Source organism: Microbulbifer pacificus (genome assembly GCF_002959965.1).
Taxonomy (GTDB): Bacteria; Pseudomonadota; Gammaproteobacteria; order Pseudomonadales; family Cellvibrionaceae; genus Microbulbifer; species Microbulbifer pacificus_A.
Map to the genome: position 1 here is coordinate 974193 of NZ_PREV01000026.1, position 18209 is coordinate 992401.

General features: G+C 60.5%; 19 protein-coding genes. 4 read left to right on the top strand and 15 right to left on the bottom strand.

Going from position 1 to position 18209, the window contains the following annotated elements:
* Positions 1-14: 14 nt before the first annotated feature.
* From ribE to C3938_RS04680, 13 genes are all read right to left on the bottom strand, one after another.
* Positions 15-485: a 6,7-dimethyl-8-ribityllumazine synthase gene (gene ribE / locus C3938_RS04615; protein ID WP_105102040.1), complete on the bottom strand. Its 471-nt coding sequence runs from the start codon at positions 483-485 to the stop codon at positions 15-17.
* Between the two features lie 222 nt (positions 486-707).
* Positions 708-1823: a bifunctional 3,4-dihydroxy-2-butanone-4-phosphate synthase/GTP cyclohydrolase II gene (gene ribBA, locus C3938_RS04620; protein ID WP_105102041.1), complete on the bottom strand. Its 1116-nt coding sequence runs from the start codon at positions 1821-1823 to the stop codon at positions 708-710.
* Positions 1824-2046: 223 nt separating this feature from the next.
* A complete protein-coding gene (locus C3938_RS04625) occupies positions 2047-2709 on the bottom strand; it encodes a riboflavin synthase (RefSeq protein WP_105102042.1) in 663 nt (220 codons plus the stop codon).
* Positions 2709-3818 carry a bifunctional diaminohydroxyphosphoribosylaminopyrimidine deaminase/5-amino-6-(5-phosphoribosylamino)uracil reductase RibD gene (gene ribD, locus C3938_RS04630; protein ID WP_105103226.1) on the bottom strand — a complete coding sequence of 370 codons (1110 nt, stop codon included), beginning with the start codon at positions 3816-3818 and terminating at the stop codon, positions 2709-2711. The genes C3938_RS04625 and ribD overlap by 1 nt, the downstream gene beginning before the upstream one ends.
* Before the next feature lie 50 nt (positions 3819-3868).
* Positions 3869-4345 carry a transcriptional regulator NrdR gene (nrdR, locus tag C3938_RS04635; protein WP_105102043.1) on the bottom strand — a complete coding sequence of 159 codons (477 nt, stop codon included), beginning with the start codon at positions 4343-4345 and terminating at the stop codon, positions 3869-3871.
* A gap of 99 nt (positions 4346-4444) precedes the next feature.
* Positions 4445-5554 (bottom strand): extracellular solute-binding protein, encoded by a 1110-nt coding sequence (locus tag C3938_RS04640; RefSeq protein ID WP_105102044.1) that lies wholly within the window; start codon positions 5552-5554, stop codon positions 4445-4447.
* A 370-nt stretch (positions 5555-5924) separates the two neighbouring features.
* A complete protein-coding gene (gene glyA, locus C3938_RS04645; protein WP_105102045.1) occupies positions 5925-7187 on the bottom strand; it encodes a serine hydroxymethyltransferase in 1263 nt (420 codons plus the stop codon).
* A 229-nt stretch (positions 7188-7416) separates the two neighbouring features.
* Positions 7417-8199 carry a heme ABC transporter ATP-binding protein gene (locus C3938_RS04655; RefSeq protein WP_105102047.1) on the bottom strand — a complete coding sequence of 261 codons (783 nt, stop codon included), beginning with the start codon at positions 8197-8199 and terminating at the stop codon, positions 7417-7419.
* Positions 8200-8209: 10 nt separating this feature from the next.
* Positions 8210-9265: a FecCD family ABC transporter permease gene (locus C3938_RS04660; protein WP_105102048.1), complete on the bottom strand. Its 1056-nt coding sequence runs from the start codon at positions 9263-9265 to the stop codon at positions 8210-8212.
* 18 nt (positions 9266-9283) lie between these two features.
* A complete protein-coding gene (locus tag C3938_RS04665; protein ID WP_105102049.1) occupies positions 9284-10150 on the bottom strand; it encodes a heme/hemin ABC transporter substrate-binding protein in 867 nt (288 codons plus the stop codon).
* Between the two features lie 45 nt (positions 10151-10195).
* Complete coding sequence (locus tag C3938_RS04670; protein ID WP_158681560.1) at positions 10196-10630, bottom strand: ExbD/TolR family protein; 435 nt, start codon at positions 10628-10630, stop codon at positions 10196-10198.
* Positions 10627-11316, bottom strand: coding sequence for a MotA/TolQ/ExbB proton channel family protein (locus C3938_RS04675; RefSeq protein ID WP_105102051.1), 690 nt, complete (start codon positions 11314-11316; stop codon positions 10627-10629). Before C3938_RS04675 ends, C3938_RS04670 begins: the two co-directional genes overlap by 4 nt.
* Before the next feature lie 66 nt (positions 11317-11382).
* A complete protein-coding gene (locus tag C3938_RS04680; protein ID WP_105102052.1) occupies positions 11383-12096 on the bottom strand; it encodes an energy transducer TonB in 714 nt (237 codons plus the stop codon).
* 224 nt (positions 12097-12320) lie between these two features.
* On the opposite strand from C3938_RS04680, the gene C3938_RS04685 reads away from it, so the two are divergent.
* The 3 genes from C3938_RS04685 (at position 12321) to C3938_RS04695 (ending at position 15596) form a co-directional block, all read left to right on the top strand.
* Positions 12321-14357 carry a TonB-dependent hemoglobin/transferrin/lactoferrin family receptor gene (locus C3938_RS04685; protein WP_105102053.1) on the top strand — a complete coding sequence of 679 codons (2037 nt, stop codon included), beginning with the start codon at positions 12321-12323 and terminating at the stop codon, positions 14355-14357.
* Between the two features lie 151 nt (positions 14358-14508).
* Positions 14509-15021 (top strand): heme utilization cystosolic carrier protein HutX, encoded by a 513-nt coding sequence (gene hutX, locus C3938_RS04690; protein ID WP_233998653.1) that lies wholly within the window; start codon positions 14509-14511, stop codon positions 15019-15021.
* 14 nt (positions 15022-15035) lie between these two features.
* Complete coding sequence (locus C3938_RS04695; protein ID WP_105102054.1) at positions 15036-15596, top strand: HugZ family protein; 561 nt, start codon at positions 15036-15038, stop codon at positions 15594-15596.
* Positions 15597-15676: 80 nt separating this feature from the next.
* Here the strand turns inward: C3938_RS04695 and C3938_RS04700 are convergent, their stop codons facing one another.
* A complete protein-coding gene (locus tag C3938_RS04700) occupies positions 15677-16366 on the bottom strand; it encodes an OmpW/AlkL family protein (RefSeq protein ID WP_158681561.1) in 690 nt (229 codons plus the stop codon).
* Positions 16367-16708: 342 nt separating this feature from the next.
* On the opposite strand from C3938_RS04700, the gene C3938_RS04705 reads away from it, so the two are divergent.
* A complete protein-coding gene (locus tag C3938_RS04705) occupies positions 16709-17113 on the top strand; it encodes a hypothetical protein (RefSeq protein ID WP_105102056.1) in 405 nt (134 codons plus the stop codon).
* 56 nt (positions 17114-17169) lie between these two features.
* Here the strand turns inward: C3938_RS04705 and mmsB are convergent, their stop codons facing one another.
* Positions 17170-18090, bottom strand: a complete 921-nt coding sequence (gene mmsB, locus C3938_RS04710) for a 3-hydroxyisobutyrate dehydrogenase (protein ID WP_267893036.1) — start codon at positions 18088-18090, stop codon at positions 17170-17172.
* Between the last annotated feature and the right edge of the window lie 119 nt (positions 18091-18209).

The window sequence follows — 18209 nt, forward strand, 5'->3', positions numbered from 1 at the left end:
CAGTCGTTTCTCAATCAGATTTTGCCCAGCAGGGAGACCATCTCGAGGGCGGTTTCCGCGGCTTCGCAGCCTTTGTTGCCGGCTTTGGTGCCGGAGCGTTCGATGGCCTGTTCAATGGAGTCTACGGTGAGTACGCCAAAGGTCACAGGGATGCCGGTGTTCATGGATACCTGGGCGAGACCTTTGGTGCATTCGCCGGCGACGTACTCAAAATGCGGGGTGCCACCGCGGATGACGGCGCCGAGGGCGATCACGGCGTCGAACTTTTTGGTTTCGGCAATTTTTTGCGCGGCCAGCGGGAACTCGAAGGCGCCGGGGGCATAGTAGATGGTGATGTCTTCATCTTTGATGCCTTTGCGACGCAGGGTATCCAGCGCGCCGTCTTTCAGGCTTTCAACTACAAAACTATTCCAGCGGCTTACCAGCAGGGCGAATTTACCGGTGCAGCCTACGAAATCCCCTTCGATGACGTTGATATTGCTCATGATCTTTTCTTCCGTTTTCTAATTTTTTCCCGCTGTCAGATGCTAGTGCTTCGTAGCAGGTGCGGCGGCGGCAGAGCACCGGGGATACGTTTTCAGGACCGCTGTGAACCCATCCCTGGGCGCTGCGGCGCAAACATCCTGTTTGCGACGCTCCTGAAAACGTATCCCCGGCACTCCGCCTTTGATTTGAAGTTTTGAGGTTTTAATTACCCGTCAGATTTATTAAATCTCTTCCGCGTTCAAATATTCTTCCACTTCCAGGTCGAAGCCGGAAATTGCACTGAATTTGAACGGGGCGCTCATCAGGCGCATTTTGCGCACTTTCAGGTCGCGCAGGATCTGCGAGCCGGTGCCGACCTGTTTGTATACGAGGTCCTGGCTCGGGCGCTGTTGCTTACCGCTGATCAACCAGTCGATGCTCTCTTCGATTTCATCGGTGGTTTCGTTGTGGCAGATCACCACGACAACTCCCTTGCCCTCTTCCGCGACTTTTTTCAGCGCGCTGCGGAAGGTCCAGGGGGCGAACTTCTCGTCGCCGCGGCGCAGGCTGAAGACGTCGCGCAGGGTGCTGGCGACGTGCACGCGCACCAGAGTGGGATCTTCCGGTTTGAAGTCACCGAGGCAGAAGGCGAAGTGGCGTTCGCGGCGGGCTTTGTCGAGGTAGGTGCGCAGTCTGAATTCGCCGAATTCGGTGTGCACTTTGCGCTCGTTGACGCACTCGACGGTTTTCTCGTTGAGGGCGCGGTAGTTGATCAGGTCGGCGATGGTGCCGATCTTGAGGTTGTGGGCCTTGGCAAATTTTTCCAGGTCCGGGCGGCGCGCCATGGTGCCGTCTTCGTTCATGATTTCGACGATGGCGGCGGCTGGCTCAAAGCCCGCGAGGCGGGAGAGGTCACAACCGGCTTCGGTGTGGCCGGCGCGGCTCAGTACGCCACCCGGCTGCGCCTTGATCGGGAAGATATGGCCGGGCTGAACGATGTCGGACGGTTTGGCATTGCGGGCGACAGCGGCGCGTATTGTGCGCGCGCGGTCGGCGGCGGAGATGCCGGTGGTAACGCCCTCGGCGGCTTCGATGGAGACGGTGAAGGCGGTGCTGAACTGGGCGCCGTTCTCGCGGGACATCAGCGGCAGGTCGAGCTGCTTGCAGCGCTCGGCACTCAGGGTCAGGCAGATAAGGCCGCGGGCATGGGTGGCCATGAAGTTGATATCTTCTGGGCGGACCTGTTCGGCGGCCATGACGAGGTCGCCTTCATTCTCGCGATCTTCGTCATCCATCAGGATGACCATTTTGCCCTGGCGGATATCGTCGATCAGTTCTTCAACGCTATTGAGTTCCATAAAACCTCTAGTTCACTCGATCTACCGGAAAGGTAAATCTGAAATGTCGCAAGCTGCACCGGAACTTCGTCGAAAGCCCGTGGCGCGGCTGCTGCCGGGTAAAGCTTTGCGAGACACGCCGTGAACCCATCCATGGGGGCTCTTCCGCGAGGTCCCTCTCGCGGAAGGTCTCGCAAAGCTTTACCCGGCATCACCCGCTTCAGTTCAAACTACTTCGTCTTAATCAAGCCTTGTAAAACCCGTGCTGGGCCAGAAATTCCACGGTCAGGCCTTCGCCTTTGGGCTGGGCCGCGGCCCCCCCCAAGAGTAGTCGCTCGAGGTAGCGCGCGATCAGGTCCACTTCCAGGTTCACTTTCGTTCCCGCCCGATAACCACCGATAACGGTTTCCGCGATGGTGTGGGGCACGATGGTGAGTTCGAATTCGGCACCGTCGACCGCATTCACCGTAAGGCTGGTGCCGTCCACGGTGATGGAGCCCTTGTGGGCGATGTATTTGGCCAGTTCATCCGGCGCGCGCAGGCGGAACTGCTCGGCGCGGGCGGTGGTTTTGCGCCACACCACTTCACCGATACCATCCACGTGGCCACTCACCATATGTCCGCCGAGACGGGTCTGGGGCGTCAGCGCTTTTTCCAGATTGACCCGGTCGCCGAGCTTCCAGTTTTTCAGGGTCGCCACCGCCAGGGTCTCGGCGGAAACGTCCGCCCAGTAGCCGTCACCGGGTAAATCCACCACCGTCAGGCACACACCATTGGTGGCAATGCTGTCGCCGAGTTTGACGTCGGTCAGGTCCAGCTTGCCGGTCTGCACCCGCAGGCGCAGGTCGCCGCCTTTCGGTTGCAACCCGGTGATGGTGCCAACAGCTTCAATGATTCCGGTAAACATCAGCGCTCTATGTCGGTTGTCGCGGTGATACGCCAGTCGTGGCCGACCGCGCGCATGTCGGTAATGGTGATGGGCAGCATAGAGCCCATGCGGTCAATCGGCAGCTCAAACAGCGGCCTGGCGCTGGAGCCGAGAATTTTGGGGGCGACGTAGACGATGATCTCGTCCACATGGCCCTGGTACATGAAAGCGCCGGAGAGGGTCGCACCGCTCTCGATCAGCACTTCGTTGCACTCGCGGCGGGCCATCTCCTTCAGCAGCTCGCCCAGGTGCACACGTCCCTCTTTGTCCGCCGGCAGCACCAGCACCTCGGCACCGGCTTTCTGCAGGCGCGTGCGCCGCTCCGGGTCCGACGCCTCGGTAGTGACCACCAATGTGGGGGCGTCCCCCTGCAAAATAAAGGCTTTGGCGGGCGTGCGCAGTTTGCTGTCCACCACCACCCGCAGGGGCTGCTTGTGCGCTGCGGCGGCGGCCTCTTCCGCCGGCAGGCCCATTTCCTCCGGGCGCAGGTTCATGTTGGGGTTGTCGTGGCGGACGGTGTCGACGCCGGTGACGATGGCACAGCTGCGTGCGCGCAGGCGCTGCACATCGGCACGGGCCGCGGGGCCTGTAACCCATTTGGACTCGCCGCTGGCCATGGCGGTACGGCCGTCGATGCTCATGGCGGACTTGCAACGCACCAGCGGCAAGCCGAGGGTCATGCGCTTGATAAACCCGGGGTTCAGCGCGCGGCAGGATTCTTCCAGTAACGGGCCTTCCACTTCAATGCCCGCATCGCGCAGTTTTTGTAACCCTTTGCCGCCGACCTGGGGGTTCGGGTCTTCCATGCCGTACACGACCCTGGACACGCCGGCGGCGATCAGGGCATCGGCACAGGGACCGGTCTTGCCACTGTGACTGCAGGGTTCCAGGGTAACGTAGGCAATATTGCCTCTCGCCTTCTCACCCGCATCCTTTAACGCCTCCACTTCCGCGTGGCCTTCGCCCGCGCGCCGGTGCCAGCCCTCAGCCACAATATTGCCCTGCGCGTCCGCGATCACGCAGCCGACGCGAGGGTTCGGCATGGTGGTGTAGAGACCGCGCTCGGCCAGCTGGATGGCGCGGGCCATCAGTTCTCGGGGAGTCTTCAGCCCATCAGAAGTCTTCAACGCGCGAGAAGTCATTCGCGCCCCTCGCTTTCGGCCTTGCGGGTATTGAGGCGCTCGATCTCGTCGCTGAAGTCGCTGACGTCTTCAAACCGGCGGTAGACGGAAGCAAAGCGCACGAAAGCCACCTGATCCAGCTCCCGCAGCTGCTCCATAACCAGCTCACCGATGTGCATGGCGGGCAGTTCGCGCTCGCCGGTGGCCTGAAGTGCATGCTTGATCTGGGCGACGGCCGCTTCCACCCGCTCGGTGCTGACCGGGCGCTTCTCGACGGCGCGCTGGATGCCGGCGCGAAGCTTGTCTTCGTTGAAGGGCTCGCGATGGCCGTTCTGCTTAACGACCCGTGGCAACAGGAGTTCAGCGGTTTCAAAGGTGGTGAAACGTTCGTGGCACTGCAGACACTCGCGACGACGACGCACCTGGTCGCCATCGGCGACGAGACGGGAGTCTACGACTTTGGTTTCTTCCGCGCTGCAGAATGGACAGTGCATGGGGAGTGGACCCTTTGGAAAATGGGCGGCAGTTTACCACAGGGTGAAAATTTAGGCCTGCAGCGCCAAATCACCCGCCATGCACAGAGGATCTGCCGGTCAGATCTCCTCGCGCTCGATAATCCGCTGCCAAAGTTTGTGGCGCAGGGCCAGCACGCGGTTGTCGGTGGCGGCGGGGATCCAGGTGCGCTCGATTTCTTCGGGGCCGGGGTAAACGATGGGGTTGCCGAGCAATTCCGGGTCCACCAGCTCCTGGGCGGCCATATTGGCGTTGGCGTACTGGGTTTCATTGCTGATATTCGCGATCACGCTGGGCTGCATCAGGTAATTCAGAAACTGATACGCGGCATCCAGGTTCTGCGCATTGGCGGGCACCGATACCACATCGATCCACAGCGGAAAGCCCTCTTTTGGCATCACGTAACGGATGTCGAAATCCTTGCCCGCTTCCTCCGCCATCTGCTGGGCCACCAGCACGTCTCCGCTCCAGGCATGGGCGATGCAGCGCTTGCCACTGGCGAGGTCTTCCACATATTGGCCGGAATCGAAGTCGGTGATGTGCAGGCGCACCCTGGAGAGCAGGTTCGCCACCATGTACTGGTGGGCGGTGCTCATGGAATTGGGATCTTTGTCGAGGTATTTCAGTGCGACATCGAAGATCTCCTCCGGTGAGCGCATCAGGGTGGCGTTGCAATGGTCGAGTTTGGCGAGATTTTCCGGTTCGAACAGCAGGTCCCAGCTGTCTTCCGGCAGTGTGCCGCCGAAGGCTTTTTTCACCGCCTGCACGTTGTAGCCAATGCCCACCGTGCCCCACAGATAGGGAATCGCGTACTGGTTGCCCGGGTCAAACAACGCGATGCGCTGCATGAATTTGGGGTCGTTCTGAGACCAGTTGTCGATGCGGTTGCGGTCCAGCTTCTGCAACTGCCCCGCGGCGATATATTTGGGAATGTTGTCGGAGCCGGGGACGATAACGTCAAAGCGACGCCCCTCTTTCAGCCAGACTTCTTCAAGCTCTTCGATGTCGTCGAACTCGAAATAATGCACCTTGATACCGGTGGCCGCCTCGAAGTCGGCGATGGTGTCTTCGGCAATGGATTCGGACCAGTTGGCGAAGTGCAGCTCTTTGGTCTGCGCACTCGCCTGCGCGCTGAAATTGAGTCCGATAACGGCGGTCAGGGTGACCAATACTCTGGATATTGGACGCATGCTCTACTCTCGATTTGCAGCCTGGCTGCACGGTGGGTTCAGCGCCTTCGCGCGGCAGTCCCGCCACGACCGAAAGCATCGAATCCTGAAACCGCTTGGACCCGAAAGTAGCGACGCGCTCAAACGGGCCGCAGAATGCGCAACACATCCCTGATGCTGCAGTTACCGGGTGCAAAATCCGCGCCCGATACCAAAGCGGACACAAACTTGAAATCCGCTTCGGTTTTTCAAGGCCGCGTATTAAAGCAGAAACCGTGGGGGGATTTACAGGCCACCGCCCCCTTTTTCCTCTTCCGGCAGGGGAAAAAGAAAAAAGGCCCCAAAATGGGGCCTTTTCTAGTGCCGTGTCGCAGAGACGAAGGTCGTGAACTTATTTGTACACGGGGAACTTCGCGCAAATTTCCAGCACCTTGGCTTTCACTTCGGCGATGGTCGCGTCGGCATTGCCTTTCTCCAGTGCGTCCAGCACGTCACAGATCCAGTTGGTGAGCTGCTTGGTCTCTTCCACACCGAAACCGCGAGTGGTGATGGCCGGGGTACCCACACGCAGACCGCTGGTAATGAACGGTGAACGCGGGTCGTTGGGGACGGCGTTCTTGTTCACGGTGATGTTGGCGTTGCCCAGAGCTTCGTCCGCATCCTTACCGGTGTATTCCTTGCCGATCAGGTCCACCAGCATCAGGTGGTCATCGGTGCCGCCGGAAACGATGTTGATACCGCGGTCGAGGAAGGTCTCGGCCATGGCGCGGGCATTCTCTACCACTTTTTTCTGGTAGGCCTTGTACTCGGGGCTCATGGCCTCCTTGAAGGAAACCGCCTTGGCCGCAATCACGTGCATCAGCGGGCCGCCCTGGCCGCCCGGGAATACCGCGCTGTTCAGTTTCTTCTCGATCTCCTCATTGGCCTTGGCCAGGATGATGCCACCGCGGGGGCCCCGCAGGGTCTTGTGGGTGGTGGAGGTCACCACGTCTGCATGGGGGATCGGGGACGGGTAAACGCCAGCGGCCACCAGACCGGCAACGTGGGCCATATCCACCATCAGGTAGGCACCGACTTTATCGGCGATGGTGCGGAACCTGGCCCAGTCCATGATGCGGCTGTAGGCGGAGAAACCGGCGACGATCATCTTCGGCTTGTGCTCCAGCGCCAGGCGCTCCACTTCTTCGTAGTCCACTTCGCCGGTTTCCGGGTTCAGGCCGTACTGCACCGCGTTGTAGATTTTGCCGGAGAAGTTGACCTTGGCACCGTGGGTCAGGTGACCGCCGTGGGCCAGGCTCATGCCGAGCACGGTGTCGCCGGGAGCGCACAGGGCCTGGTAGACCGCGGCGTTGGCCTGGGAGCCGGAGTGCGGCTGGACGTTGGCGTAGTCTGCGCCGAACAGCTCCTTGGCGCGCTCAATGGCCAGCGCTTCTACCTTGTCGACGTACTCACAGCCACCGTAGTAGCGCTTGCCCGGGTAGCCTTCGGCGTACTTGTTGGTGAGGCTGGTGCCCTGGGCTTCCATGACCTGCGGGCTGGTGTAGTTCTCCGAGGCGATCAGCTCAATGTGTTCTTCCTGGCGGCGGTCTTCGTCCTGAATCGCACTCCACAGCTCGGCGTCGTAAGAGGCAAGAGTGACTGATTTATCAAACATGGTATTCCCTCGGATAAGGCGCAGATCGCGCAAGCATAATCTCGGCAAGGGCATTTACCGACCCGCTTGCGACCGGCCCGCCCCAGAAAGCGGCGCATTGTACACCAAGGGGATGGCCGCGGTGCAAAGGGTGCACGTGAAACAAATTCAATTCAGCGCCGGGTTTTATTCAAGTTCGACGGAGCCCGGTCGGTGGTTCAGGTTCGCGACGGTGACGCTACCGGCGGGGTTATAGCAGGGCTCGATAACCGGCAACATCCACCAACCGCCCGCGGTAACCGTAGACACGCTCCACCAGTTCCGGCTGCAACAGTTCCGCAGGCGCGCCGTCGGCCTGAATGCGACCATCGGCCAGCATCACCATGCGATCGGCATAGCGGGCGGCGAGATTGAGATCGTGGAGCACGGCGACCACGGCGGTGCCCTCGCCGGCAACCTCGCGGGCGAGAGACAGCACGTCGTGCTGGTGTTTGAGGTCGAGGGCCGAGGTGGGCTCATCCAGCAGCAGGATCTTGTCGTCACCGGGGTCGGCGAGGCTCAGTTGCGAGAGCACCCGTGCCAGCTGCACCCGCTGTTTTTCACCACCGGAGAGGCTCGGGAAAAGCCGGTCGCGCAGGTGCCAGACATCGGCGCGCTGCATGAAGTGCTCGACACGCTCCCCCTGCTCGGCCCGCGACAGACTGCCGGGGCCGAGCCCGAGCTGCACCACCTCGCGACAGGTGAAGGCAAAATTCAGGTTGGAGTGCTGCGCCAGCAGGCCGTAGCGCCGCGCCAGGGCGCGGTGCTCGCTCTGACTGCGGTACCAGTCCGCCTGCGGGCGGCCGAACAACCGGATATTTCCGCGGTAATCCAGCTCTCCACTGATGGCGCGCAACAGCGATGTCTTGCCGCAACCGTTGGGCCCGAGTAGCGCGGTGACCTCACCGCCGGCAAAGCCGAGGGAAATACGCTCCAGCAGTGATGAAGCCGCGCGAGGATAGCGAATCGAGAGATCGGAAATTTCTAAAAACACCTGCGCCCCCTTAAAAAATCTGCTGACGCTGTTGCCACAGCAGGAACAGAAAGAAGGGCGCTCCCAACAGAGCGGTGAGAATCCCCACGGGCATTTCCGCCGGCGCGAAGACACTGCGCGCGATGGTATCCGCCACCGTCAGCAACAGGCCGCCGAGCAGTGCGCTGTAGGGGATCAGAAAGCGGTGGTCCGGCCCGCGCAGCAGGCGCACGATATGCGGCACCACCAGCCCGACAAAGCCGATGATCCCCGACACGGAGACCGCCGCGCCCACAGCAATACCGTTCAGTACGATGATCTGCCGCTTCAGGCCAATCACGTCCACCCCCAGGTGGCGCGCCTCCGATTCCCCCAGCAGCAATGCATTGAGATCGCGGGCACGGTACCAGAGCAGGCCTGCACTGATGGCGAATATAAGTCCGGTCACCAGCACACTGGTCCAGGTGGCGCCAGACAGGGAACCCAGCTGCCACATGGTCATGTCCCGCAGCGCGGTATCGGTAGCCACATAGGCAAACATGCCAAGGGCTGCGCCTGCCAGCGCGGAAATCGCAATACCCGCCAGCAACATCATCACCACCGAGCGCCCGCGGTCACCGAGTACATACACCAGCCAGGTGGCAAAAATCGCCCCGGTGCTGGCGAAGGCGGGAAGCAGTAACCACTGCGCCCGCTCATGTAATGCACCCATCCACACACTGAGCGCAGAACCAAATACCAGCACGATGCCCGCGCCCACGGCGGCGCCGGAAGAGATACCGATGATCCCCGGCTCGGCGAGTGGATTGCGAAACATGCCCTGCATCACCGCGCCACAAACCCCGAGCGTACCGCCGACAATCAAGCCGAGCAGCAGGCGCGGCAGGCGGATTTCACCGAGCACCAGTGCATATTGCTCCGGCACATCCCGCTCCAGAAAGCCCGGCCAGCTCCACTGCACCAGGCCAGCGAGCACATCCCGCCAGCCGATGGTCACCGCACCCACCGCAAGGGAGATACCGCTTCCCAGCAGCAACAGCGCAACCAGCGCCGGCAGCAGACGTTTATCACTCAGGCGAAATTCCAACGGCGGGTTACCTCTGATTTATTGGCCGGCAAGTTTTTTATTCAGCTTCTTCGCTTCAGTGAGACTCGCGAGACCGATCCCCCCCAACAGCGCATAACCGTCCACCGAATAGAAGGCGCCGCGCTTGCCCGCGGGGGTCAGTTTCAGCAGCGGTTGCCATTCCAGCAGGGCGGTCCCGTCTTGTAACTGCTCCGCCTGGTCACTGGAGAACAGGATCCAGTCCGGGCGCAGCTCCAGCAGCGCCTCGTCCGTCAGCTGCTTGTAGCCGTCAAAGTCCACCGCATTCACACCAGCGGCGAGGCGGATCAGGCTGTCGGGGCTGGTGCCTGTGCCGGCGGCCTTCAATCCCCGCCCCTGCTGCGCACGCACGAACAGAATACGCGGCGGCTGCGCCAGGGCGGTGCGCGCCTGCATCAGCGCCTGCAGCTGTGCCTGAACGGCCTGCTTGATGGCCGCCGCCGGCTTGTCCAGCGCCCGCGCCAGGCGGTCGATATTCGCCAGCAGTGCCTCACCGTTTTCCGCCTCCGGCAATTGCAGAATTTTCACCCCGGAATCCCGCAGCAGCTTCAGGGTGTTCGCGGGTCCCATATGGTCGCCCCCGACCAGCAGTTGCGGGTTCTGGGCCAGCAGTCCCTCCACCGGCAACTGGCGGTAGTAGCCCACCACCGGCAGCGGGCGAAAGTCCGCCGGCAGACGCGTGGAGGAATCCACCGCGATCAGACTGTCGCCGCCGCCCAGCGCCAGCACCAGTTCGGTGATGGAATGCCCGGCGCTGATCACCCGCTCGGGCGTCGCAGCCCCGGCACTGCCAGCCAGCACCAGCGCCGCGGCGGAGAGAACGCGACAGAGTGTGCGCTTCAGCGCCTGGAGGTTGGAAAGGTTCATGGTTCGAATCCCGTCGATAGAAATGGGTTACTGCGGAGTCAGTGACTATTTGCGGCCCGAGGGTTGCAGGGCGATCTCCGCCACTTCCACCCCCTGCTTCTGCAGCAGCGCAAACAGATCCAGCATGCGCTGCACCGGCACGTTGCGGTCGGACGCCAGAGCCACCGGGCGCTCCGGCTCTGCGGCGAGCGCCACCATCAGCGCCTGTTCAAATTCCGCCTGGGTACTGTAGCCACGATCATCGATGCCCCACAGATCGGGGCCGCGATTGGACAGGGAAACCGCGAGCGGGTCCGCCGGCATTGCCGCGGCGACGTGCTCGCTCGCCGGCAGGTCCATCGGCAGCGATGCCAGACGCATGTTCGCGGTGAGCAACAGAAACACCAGCACGATAAAGATGATGTCCAGCAGCGGCGTCAGGTCCGGCGCAAGGGTCTCCAGGGAAAATTCCCGCCGGCTCGGGGGATTGATATTGATCACTGCGCCGGTACCGCCAGGTTGACGGCCTCGCGCGCGCAGGCGTCCGGACGCCTGCAGCAGGGATCCAGGCCTTCGAGCCACAGGTTGCCGCGATTGAACAAGTGCTCTAGGTCCGCCACCACACGGTCACTCCAGATCGCCAGCAGATGCGCGCCGGCGATAGCCGGCAGCGCCACGATCAGACCCGCGGCGGTGGTGCTGAGCGCCATGCCCAGACCGTCCGCCAGCAGCGCCGGGGTCACCGGCTCGCTGCTGCCGGAAAGGCCCGCGAACATGCCGATCAACCCCAGCACCGTGCCCAGAAGCCCCAGCAGTGGACTGATGATCCCGATCACCATCAGCAAACGAAGGCCGCTGTGCAGTTGGCGGCGCTGGTCCTGCAGCCACACCGCGGCAATTTCCTCGCGCTGTGGCTTGCCTGCATTGCGGTGCCGCAGCAGCAGCGCAGTGGCATGGCTCGCCAGCGCGCGTTCACGCTCGCACTGCTGCGCCAGCCGGTCCAAACCGGATGCGTCGGTGCACTGCAGGCGTCTGAAGGAACCGCTGATACCGCGGTGCGCGGTGCTCAGCAGGAGCCACAGACGCTCCCCCAGTAGCGCCAGCGCCAGCGCCGACACCAGCAGCAGCGGCCAGCCCATGGGGCCAAGCTGGGAGAAAAATTCAGACCAGGTTTGATGCTCGAACATATTGCACTCTTGTTTATACGGTCTCGTTTATACGGTCTTTTTTATTCGGGCAACGCCACCGATGCTTTACAGGGAAAAGCGAATCGGCAACCGCACCCTGGAGTGCCGCGCCCGCGCGCCTTCCCGGTAGGGCAGAAACTTCCAGCCCGCAACCGCCTTCAGGGCCGCCTCATCCAGGCTGTCGACACCGGAAGAGTGCAGCAGCCGGCGCACCACCTGCGCGCCGGTGTGATCCAGCTGTACTTCCACCACCACCGTGCCCTGCTGACGGCGTTGGCGCGCGAGTTCCGGGTACACCGGCGCACCGGGTGGACTGGCGAATGCCGGTCGCTCGATCAGTACCGGCGCCTCGCCCACACTCTGTTGCGCACTTCGCGGGGCAGTGGCGACATCGACTGCGTCAACCGCCATCTCGGAATCCGGATGGCGTTCTGCCTTGCGATCGGACGAGGGTGCCAGCGGCGGGTCGGCCGGCACGGATTTCTTCGCCGCTATTTCTTTGGCTGCACCGCGCTCTTTCGCCGGCTCTTTTTCAGCCACTTTTTCAACCGCCGTTGGCGCTGCCGGTGCGTTCGCCAACGCCGGCGGTTCAATCGGACTCGGCTCGGCTGGTGTTTCTCGCGACGGCGCTTCCACAGGCACCGCCGCAAGCTTCAGCGGCCCCAGCTTCAACGCCACCGCACCGGACGGCGCCTGCAACTCCTGTGCTGGCATTGCCCACAGAAGCCATGCGTGCAGCGCAACAGAGCCGATGAGCATCACTGTCAGGCGCAATTTCACGCTCCAACCTCGTTCGCGCCGATCGGCGCCACAGAATTTCTTTGGGGGAACCGGTACGGGCGCCCCACTTAAACCGTTAACGCGGCGAGATTACCAACTTGCAGATTCAATATCAAACGATAATAGTTTGCATTTACAATACGTTCCGCAATAACTATCATTCGGCGCGACCGTACCCGTCGCTATCCATAAACGAACAACTTCCAGACCAAGGGGGCACCGCCATGGGCCAAATCAAGACGCTTACTCTCCATCCTCTGGCTGTCGCTGTAGTTACGCTGAGCGCCAGCAGCGCGCTGGCGCAGACCACCACCAGCCAGCAACCGGTCATCCAGTTCGGCGAAGTGGTGGTAGCCGCCGAGCGCAATCTGGCCGCCACGGAAAAAGACGCGCGCACGGTGGTGGTAACGCGCGTACAACTGGAAGAACAACTGCCGGAGTCCATCGCCCAGGCGCTGAAATACGAGCCTAATGTGCAGGTGGAAGGCGGCCCCCGCTATTCCAACCAGTCTCCCAATATCCGCGGTCTGTCCGGCCTGCGTGTGTTGCAGACCATCGATGGCGCTCGCCAGAACTTCAATTCCGGACATCGCGGCACCTACCAGGTTGATCCGGAATTATTGAAGCAGGTGGAAGTGAAAAAAGGCCCCGCCTCCAGCCTGTGGGGCTCAGGCGCTATCGGTGGCGTGGTGGCGATGACCACCAAACGCGCCTCCGACCTTCTAAACAGCGGCGAGTCTTTTGGCGGTTACCTGAAAGAAGAGCTCGGCAGCAACGGCGACTCCACCGAGACCAGCGCCGCACTCTACGGCCAGTCCGGCCACCTTGATTACCTGGTAAACGGCAGTGTTTCCGACCACGACAACCTGGAGATCGGCGGCGGTGATGAACTCGCCAACAGCGCCAGCGAAAACGCCGCCCTGCTCGCCCGTGCCGGCTTCCAGCTGGGCGACCGCCAGCGCGTGGATCTCTCCATCCGCCACAACAACCGCGAGGAAGACGTCCCCTCCAATCCCAACGCCAATGTAGGCACCAGCTCTCCCCTTGTAGAGCGCGACATTACCGACCAGAACGTAACCACCAACTACTGGGTACAGGCGCTGGAAGGCAAACACACATCCAAATTCACGCTGTACCGCAACGACACCCAGTTCGACGAATTCCGCCCGACCCAGGGTGAGAACGGGCAGCAGGACAACACCGAAGTGCAGACCACCGGTATCGCCATCACCAACGCAACCCGGGGATTCGGCGGCGAGTGGGTGTACGGCCTGGACTGGTACAAAGACGATGTGACCACCGTGCGCGATGGCGACAGCCGTCCAGCCAATCTGAACGCCGACACCGACGTGCTGGGCCTCTACGCCCAGGCGGACTTCACCTTCGGCGACACATTCACCCTCACCCCCGGTGTGCGCTACGACCGCTTTGAGGCCAAGAGCCAGCAACTGACGGATTCCGCCCGCGACGACAGTGCGGTCTCCCCGTCCATTGCCGCCGCTGTCAAGGCCACCGACTGGATGACCCTCACTGCCAGCTACGCCAAGGCCTTCCGCGCGCCAGGTGTCGAAGAGATGTACACCCAGGGCACCCACTTCTGCTACTTCGGCCCTTTCTGCAACACCTTCGTCCCCAACCCCGAGCTGGAAGCGGAGGAAGCCCGCAACACCGAGTTGCGCGCGGATTTCGCGTTCAGCGGTCTTATCAGCAGCAACGACGAGCTGAGTGCGAGCGCATCGGTGTTCCGCAATAAAGTGGACAACTTCATCGAGCAGCTGGTGATAAACCCGCACCCTCAGATGGGTTTCCCCATGAACACCACCTACCTGAACGTGGACGAAGCGGAACTGAAAGGCTTTGAACTCGCGGCGGCCTATCTGGTAAACGACCTGGTGCTCGGCCTCTCCTACGGCCAGACCGAGGGCCGCGATCTCGCCGACGACAGCTACCTGGGCAATATCCCGGCAAACAAGTGGGTGCTGGATCTGGGCTACTACTTCCTGCAGCGCGACCTGAAAGCGGGCCTGCGCACCTCCGTGGTTTCCGCCCAGGACCAGTTGCCGGAATCCGAAACCCGCGAGTTCGACAGCTATACCCTGGCGGATGCCTATGTGACCTGGGAACCGGCCACCGGCAACATGAATGGCCTGAAACTTGGCCTGGCGCTGGACAACCTCGCGGACGAGGAATACCGCGTGGCCTTCCAGGAACTGTATATGCCGGGTCGCAACATTAAACTGTCTGCGAGCTACCGTTTCTAACAATTGCACTTCAACCAGGATCACCCGAATTTGGCTGGGCCTGAGCGCCCCCAGCGGGTGCCACCGCACAAACAACCTGTCGGCAATCGTTTGCGCAATGGCACCCGCCGCTTCGGCAGGGTATGTGGCTGCGGATATTTTGGATTTGCTTATGCAACAACAAGTACAGGAATTACTCGCCAGTGAATCCGGCTACACGCTGGAGCAGATGGCGGGAAAACTCGACACGAGTGTGCGCGAGATCATCGCCAACCTGCCGGCAGAAATGGCCTCGCTGGCGGGTAGCGAAACCGTCTGGCAATTGATCGAAGAACTCCCGAGCTGGGGCAAGCTTACCGCCATCGTGCAGAGCGAGGGTTCGGTGTTCGAGTTCAAGGGCGAGTTCCCAAAGGGGACCATCGCCCACGGTTACTACAACTTCATGCACCACAAAAACCCCTTCCACGGCCATCTGCTGGTGGACGGTATTGTGGAAGTGGCGCTGGTGAGCAAACCACACCGCGGTGCGGAGAGTCACTCCATGGTGTTTCTCGCCCCCAGTGGCAATTGTGTATTCAAGGTATTTCTGGGCCGGGACGCGGAGCGTCAGCTGATTCCGGAACAGGTGGAGCGTTTCAAACAGTTAAAGCAGCAACTGGCGGCGGCCAGTGCCGCGCATTCCTGAGGGGGAATTGAGACATGAGCGAACAGCAGATTTCTCAACAAGATAACCAGTCACCGAAAACGAACGACGGCGCGGATCTGGTGGCGGAGGTGCGCGATTTTATCGCCACGCGCAGGCTGCTGAACCTGGCGAGCCTGACACCGGAGGGGCACCCACATGCCAGCACAGCGCCATTTCTGGCCGCTGATGGCAATTTTTACCTGTTTATTTCCGATCTTTCCGAGCACGCGGCCAATCTGAAAGCGCACAGTAAGGCTTCTGTGATATTTAATGCGGACGAGGCGGATACCAAGCAGGCGTTCGCGCGCTTGCGGGTGACGTTCAATGTGGAGGCGGGAATGATCGGGCGCGAAGTGCCGCTGTGGCAGGAGCGTATCGAGCAGCTGCGCGAGAAGTTCGGGCCGGTGATGGATCACCTGAAAAATCTGGAGGACTTCCACCTGTTTGAATTGAAACCAAGCGCGGGCCGCTACGTGAAAGGCTTCGGTCAGGCGTACGCACTGGAAGGCATGGAAAAGCAGGTAGCCCTGCACTTGAAGGATGGGCACAAGGAAAAAAATAGCGACGCAGCGTAACCACCAGCCTCGCCGCTATCATACATAAGCCCGCAGTGAAGCACCTTCTGCTACTGCGGGCCCGATCTTAAAAGCGCTTGTTAAAAGCGGTAGCCCAGTCCAGCGGCATACACCAGCGGATCAAGTTCCACATTCGCAGTAACCGAACCCACGCCAGGAATGTCGACTGTGGCTTTGGTGTCGATGTCCATCCACCAGACAGCCACGTTAAACAGCCAGCGTTTGTCAGCCCCAAAAGAGAAGTCGACACCAGCTTCTGCGGCTATGCCAGATGAATTCTTCAGTTTGAGATCTGCGGAATCGGTTGCTCCCAAATCAGCGAATATGTCATTGGCGGTACCGCTGATTTTTTCTTCAAAAAAAACGGTGTAATTGAACCCAACCCCTACATAGGGCTGCACGGTGGATGAAGAAGCAAATGGGAAATATTGCAGCATAACGGTGGGAGGAAGGTGCTTCGTCTCGCCAAGGTCAAATGTCTCACCAAGCCCTGAAACTTTCAGATCATGACTGAACGGCGTCGCCGCTATCACCTCGAGCCCCCAGCTCTGGTTTAACATATACGTGCCAATGAGACTTATAGCCGAGCCATTATTCACATCTGCCGCAGTGCCATCGAGCGTTACATCGCCCAGAGCAAGCGCACTGGAATTCACATCGGGACTCACCGTAATTGCGCCGCTCCGCAATAGGAATTCTCCGGATTCATACGCGAGTACCGGCGCGGAAAGCAAAGAAGCGAGAAGGGATCCAAGAACCATTTTTTTCATCGTTATCTCCATATCCTTGATCGGTGTCGAGTGCCTCACCAGCGGAGATATCCCACGGGATACGCTGATACACCTTGAGACTCAACCAGAGTATAGACCGACCGGTCATACCGCAATAAAAATTTTCGCTTATATTTTGAGCTACCACAGTCGCTCTCTCTCAGTCTTCGCGGTCCAAACCAACAAAGGTACAGGTGACGTCATCAACAGATACAGAATCAGCACACCAATTATTTGCCTCAAAAGCAGCACCATCAGGCTTATGCAACGCAACAAAACTGCAACGCTACTGCAATCGTCGTTTGTTACTTTTTAGTAACAAATAACTAAAGAGTAATAAGTATGTTTTTTCGAAAAGGCTTTCTGTTTCCGCTTGTTTTCCTCGCGGGCTGTGCGGCCAATCCGGCGCAGCAGCCGCTGACAGCAACCGGCACACTGATGGAGGAGAACGGCAAGTATTTTCTGATCGGAGAGGAAGACCGGTTTCACCTGAACCGGATGCCACAACTGAACTACGAGAAATATCTCGGCCATAAGCTGGTGATTCAAGGAGAAATTCCCCGCTACTGTCACCAGGCGTGGGAGGATTCTATCGTCAAGGTGCACGGCGGTGCCGAGATGGTGGATCTGAACCGGGTGGACTGGTCCGATTGCCTGGTGGCGAACAAAGTGAGCCTTGTTACCACCGACGGTACCCGTTTGGTGTACGACTGGGAAAAAATAGATCTGGAAGATTACTACTTCTGATTTTCCCAGCCGTTCTCCATTCCCGCCGGTGCCTAGCCATGGCAGGCACCGGCGATTCAATCGCCCGCCGGACGACGAAACAGATTCTGAATACTGGAGAAATCCAGCGCCCGGTTGATGGGATCACCACCGTGCAGCTGATACAGGTTTTTCGCCAGGGCACCCAAGGGTGTAGACGAAGCACTGGCGGCGGCGGTGTCCATCGCCAGTCCAAGGTCTTTCAGCATCAGCGCCACAGAGAAACCACCCTGATAATCCCGCGCCGCCGGTACCTTGTCCATTACCCCCGGATAGGGGTTGTATTTTTCCAGTGACCAGTTGCCACCGGAGCTGGCCCGCATAATATCAGACAGCACCTTCGGGTCGAGGCCGTTATCCACGCCCATCTGCAATGCCTCGGCAGTGCCGATCATATGGATGGCAAGCAGCATGTTGTTGCAGATCTTCGCTACCTGGCCACTGCCAGCGGGGCCCGCGTGGAAAATATTCGCGCCCATGGCGTCGAGCACCGGCTGCGCCCGTTGCAGTGTCGCCTCCTCGCCGCCACACATAAACGACAAGGTACCCGCCGCCGCCGCCGCGGTGCCACCGGAGACCGGTGCATCCATGGCCTGAATACCACGCTCGCCGGCGGCGGCGATGACCTGGCGGGCGTCGTTGGCGGAGATGGTCGAGCATTCGATCAAAAGCGTTCCCGCCGCCATCGACTGCAACAGGCCGTGTACTCCGAGGTACAGTGCGCGCACCGCTTCACCGTGGGGCAACATCGACACCACCACATCCGCGCGATCAATGGCGGCGTGGGCATTCTCTGCTCTCACACAACCAAGCGCCACGGCCTTTTCCAGCATCGGCGCTGACAGGTCGAACGCGGTTACCGAAAATCCCTTTTTCACCAGATTCGCTGCCATCGGACCGCCCATATTGCCGAGACCGATAAATGCAATCTTCTCCATTTTTAACTGCCTTGTATTTATTGTTTAGTTATCTACACCAGCAGAGGTGTACCCTGAATAGTACCGGGCCCGCACGACATATAACAGTTTGGGTCGTGCCGTGCCCTGGTTTCCACGACAGCCATCACTCCGCACCTGTA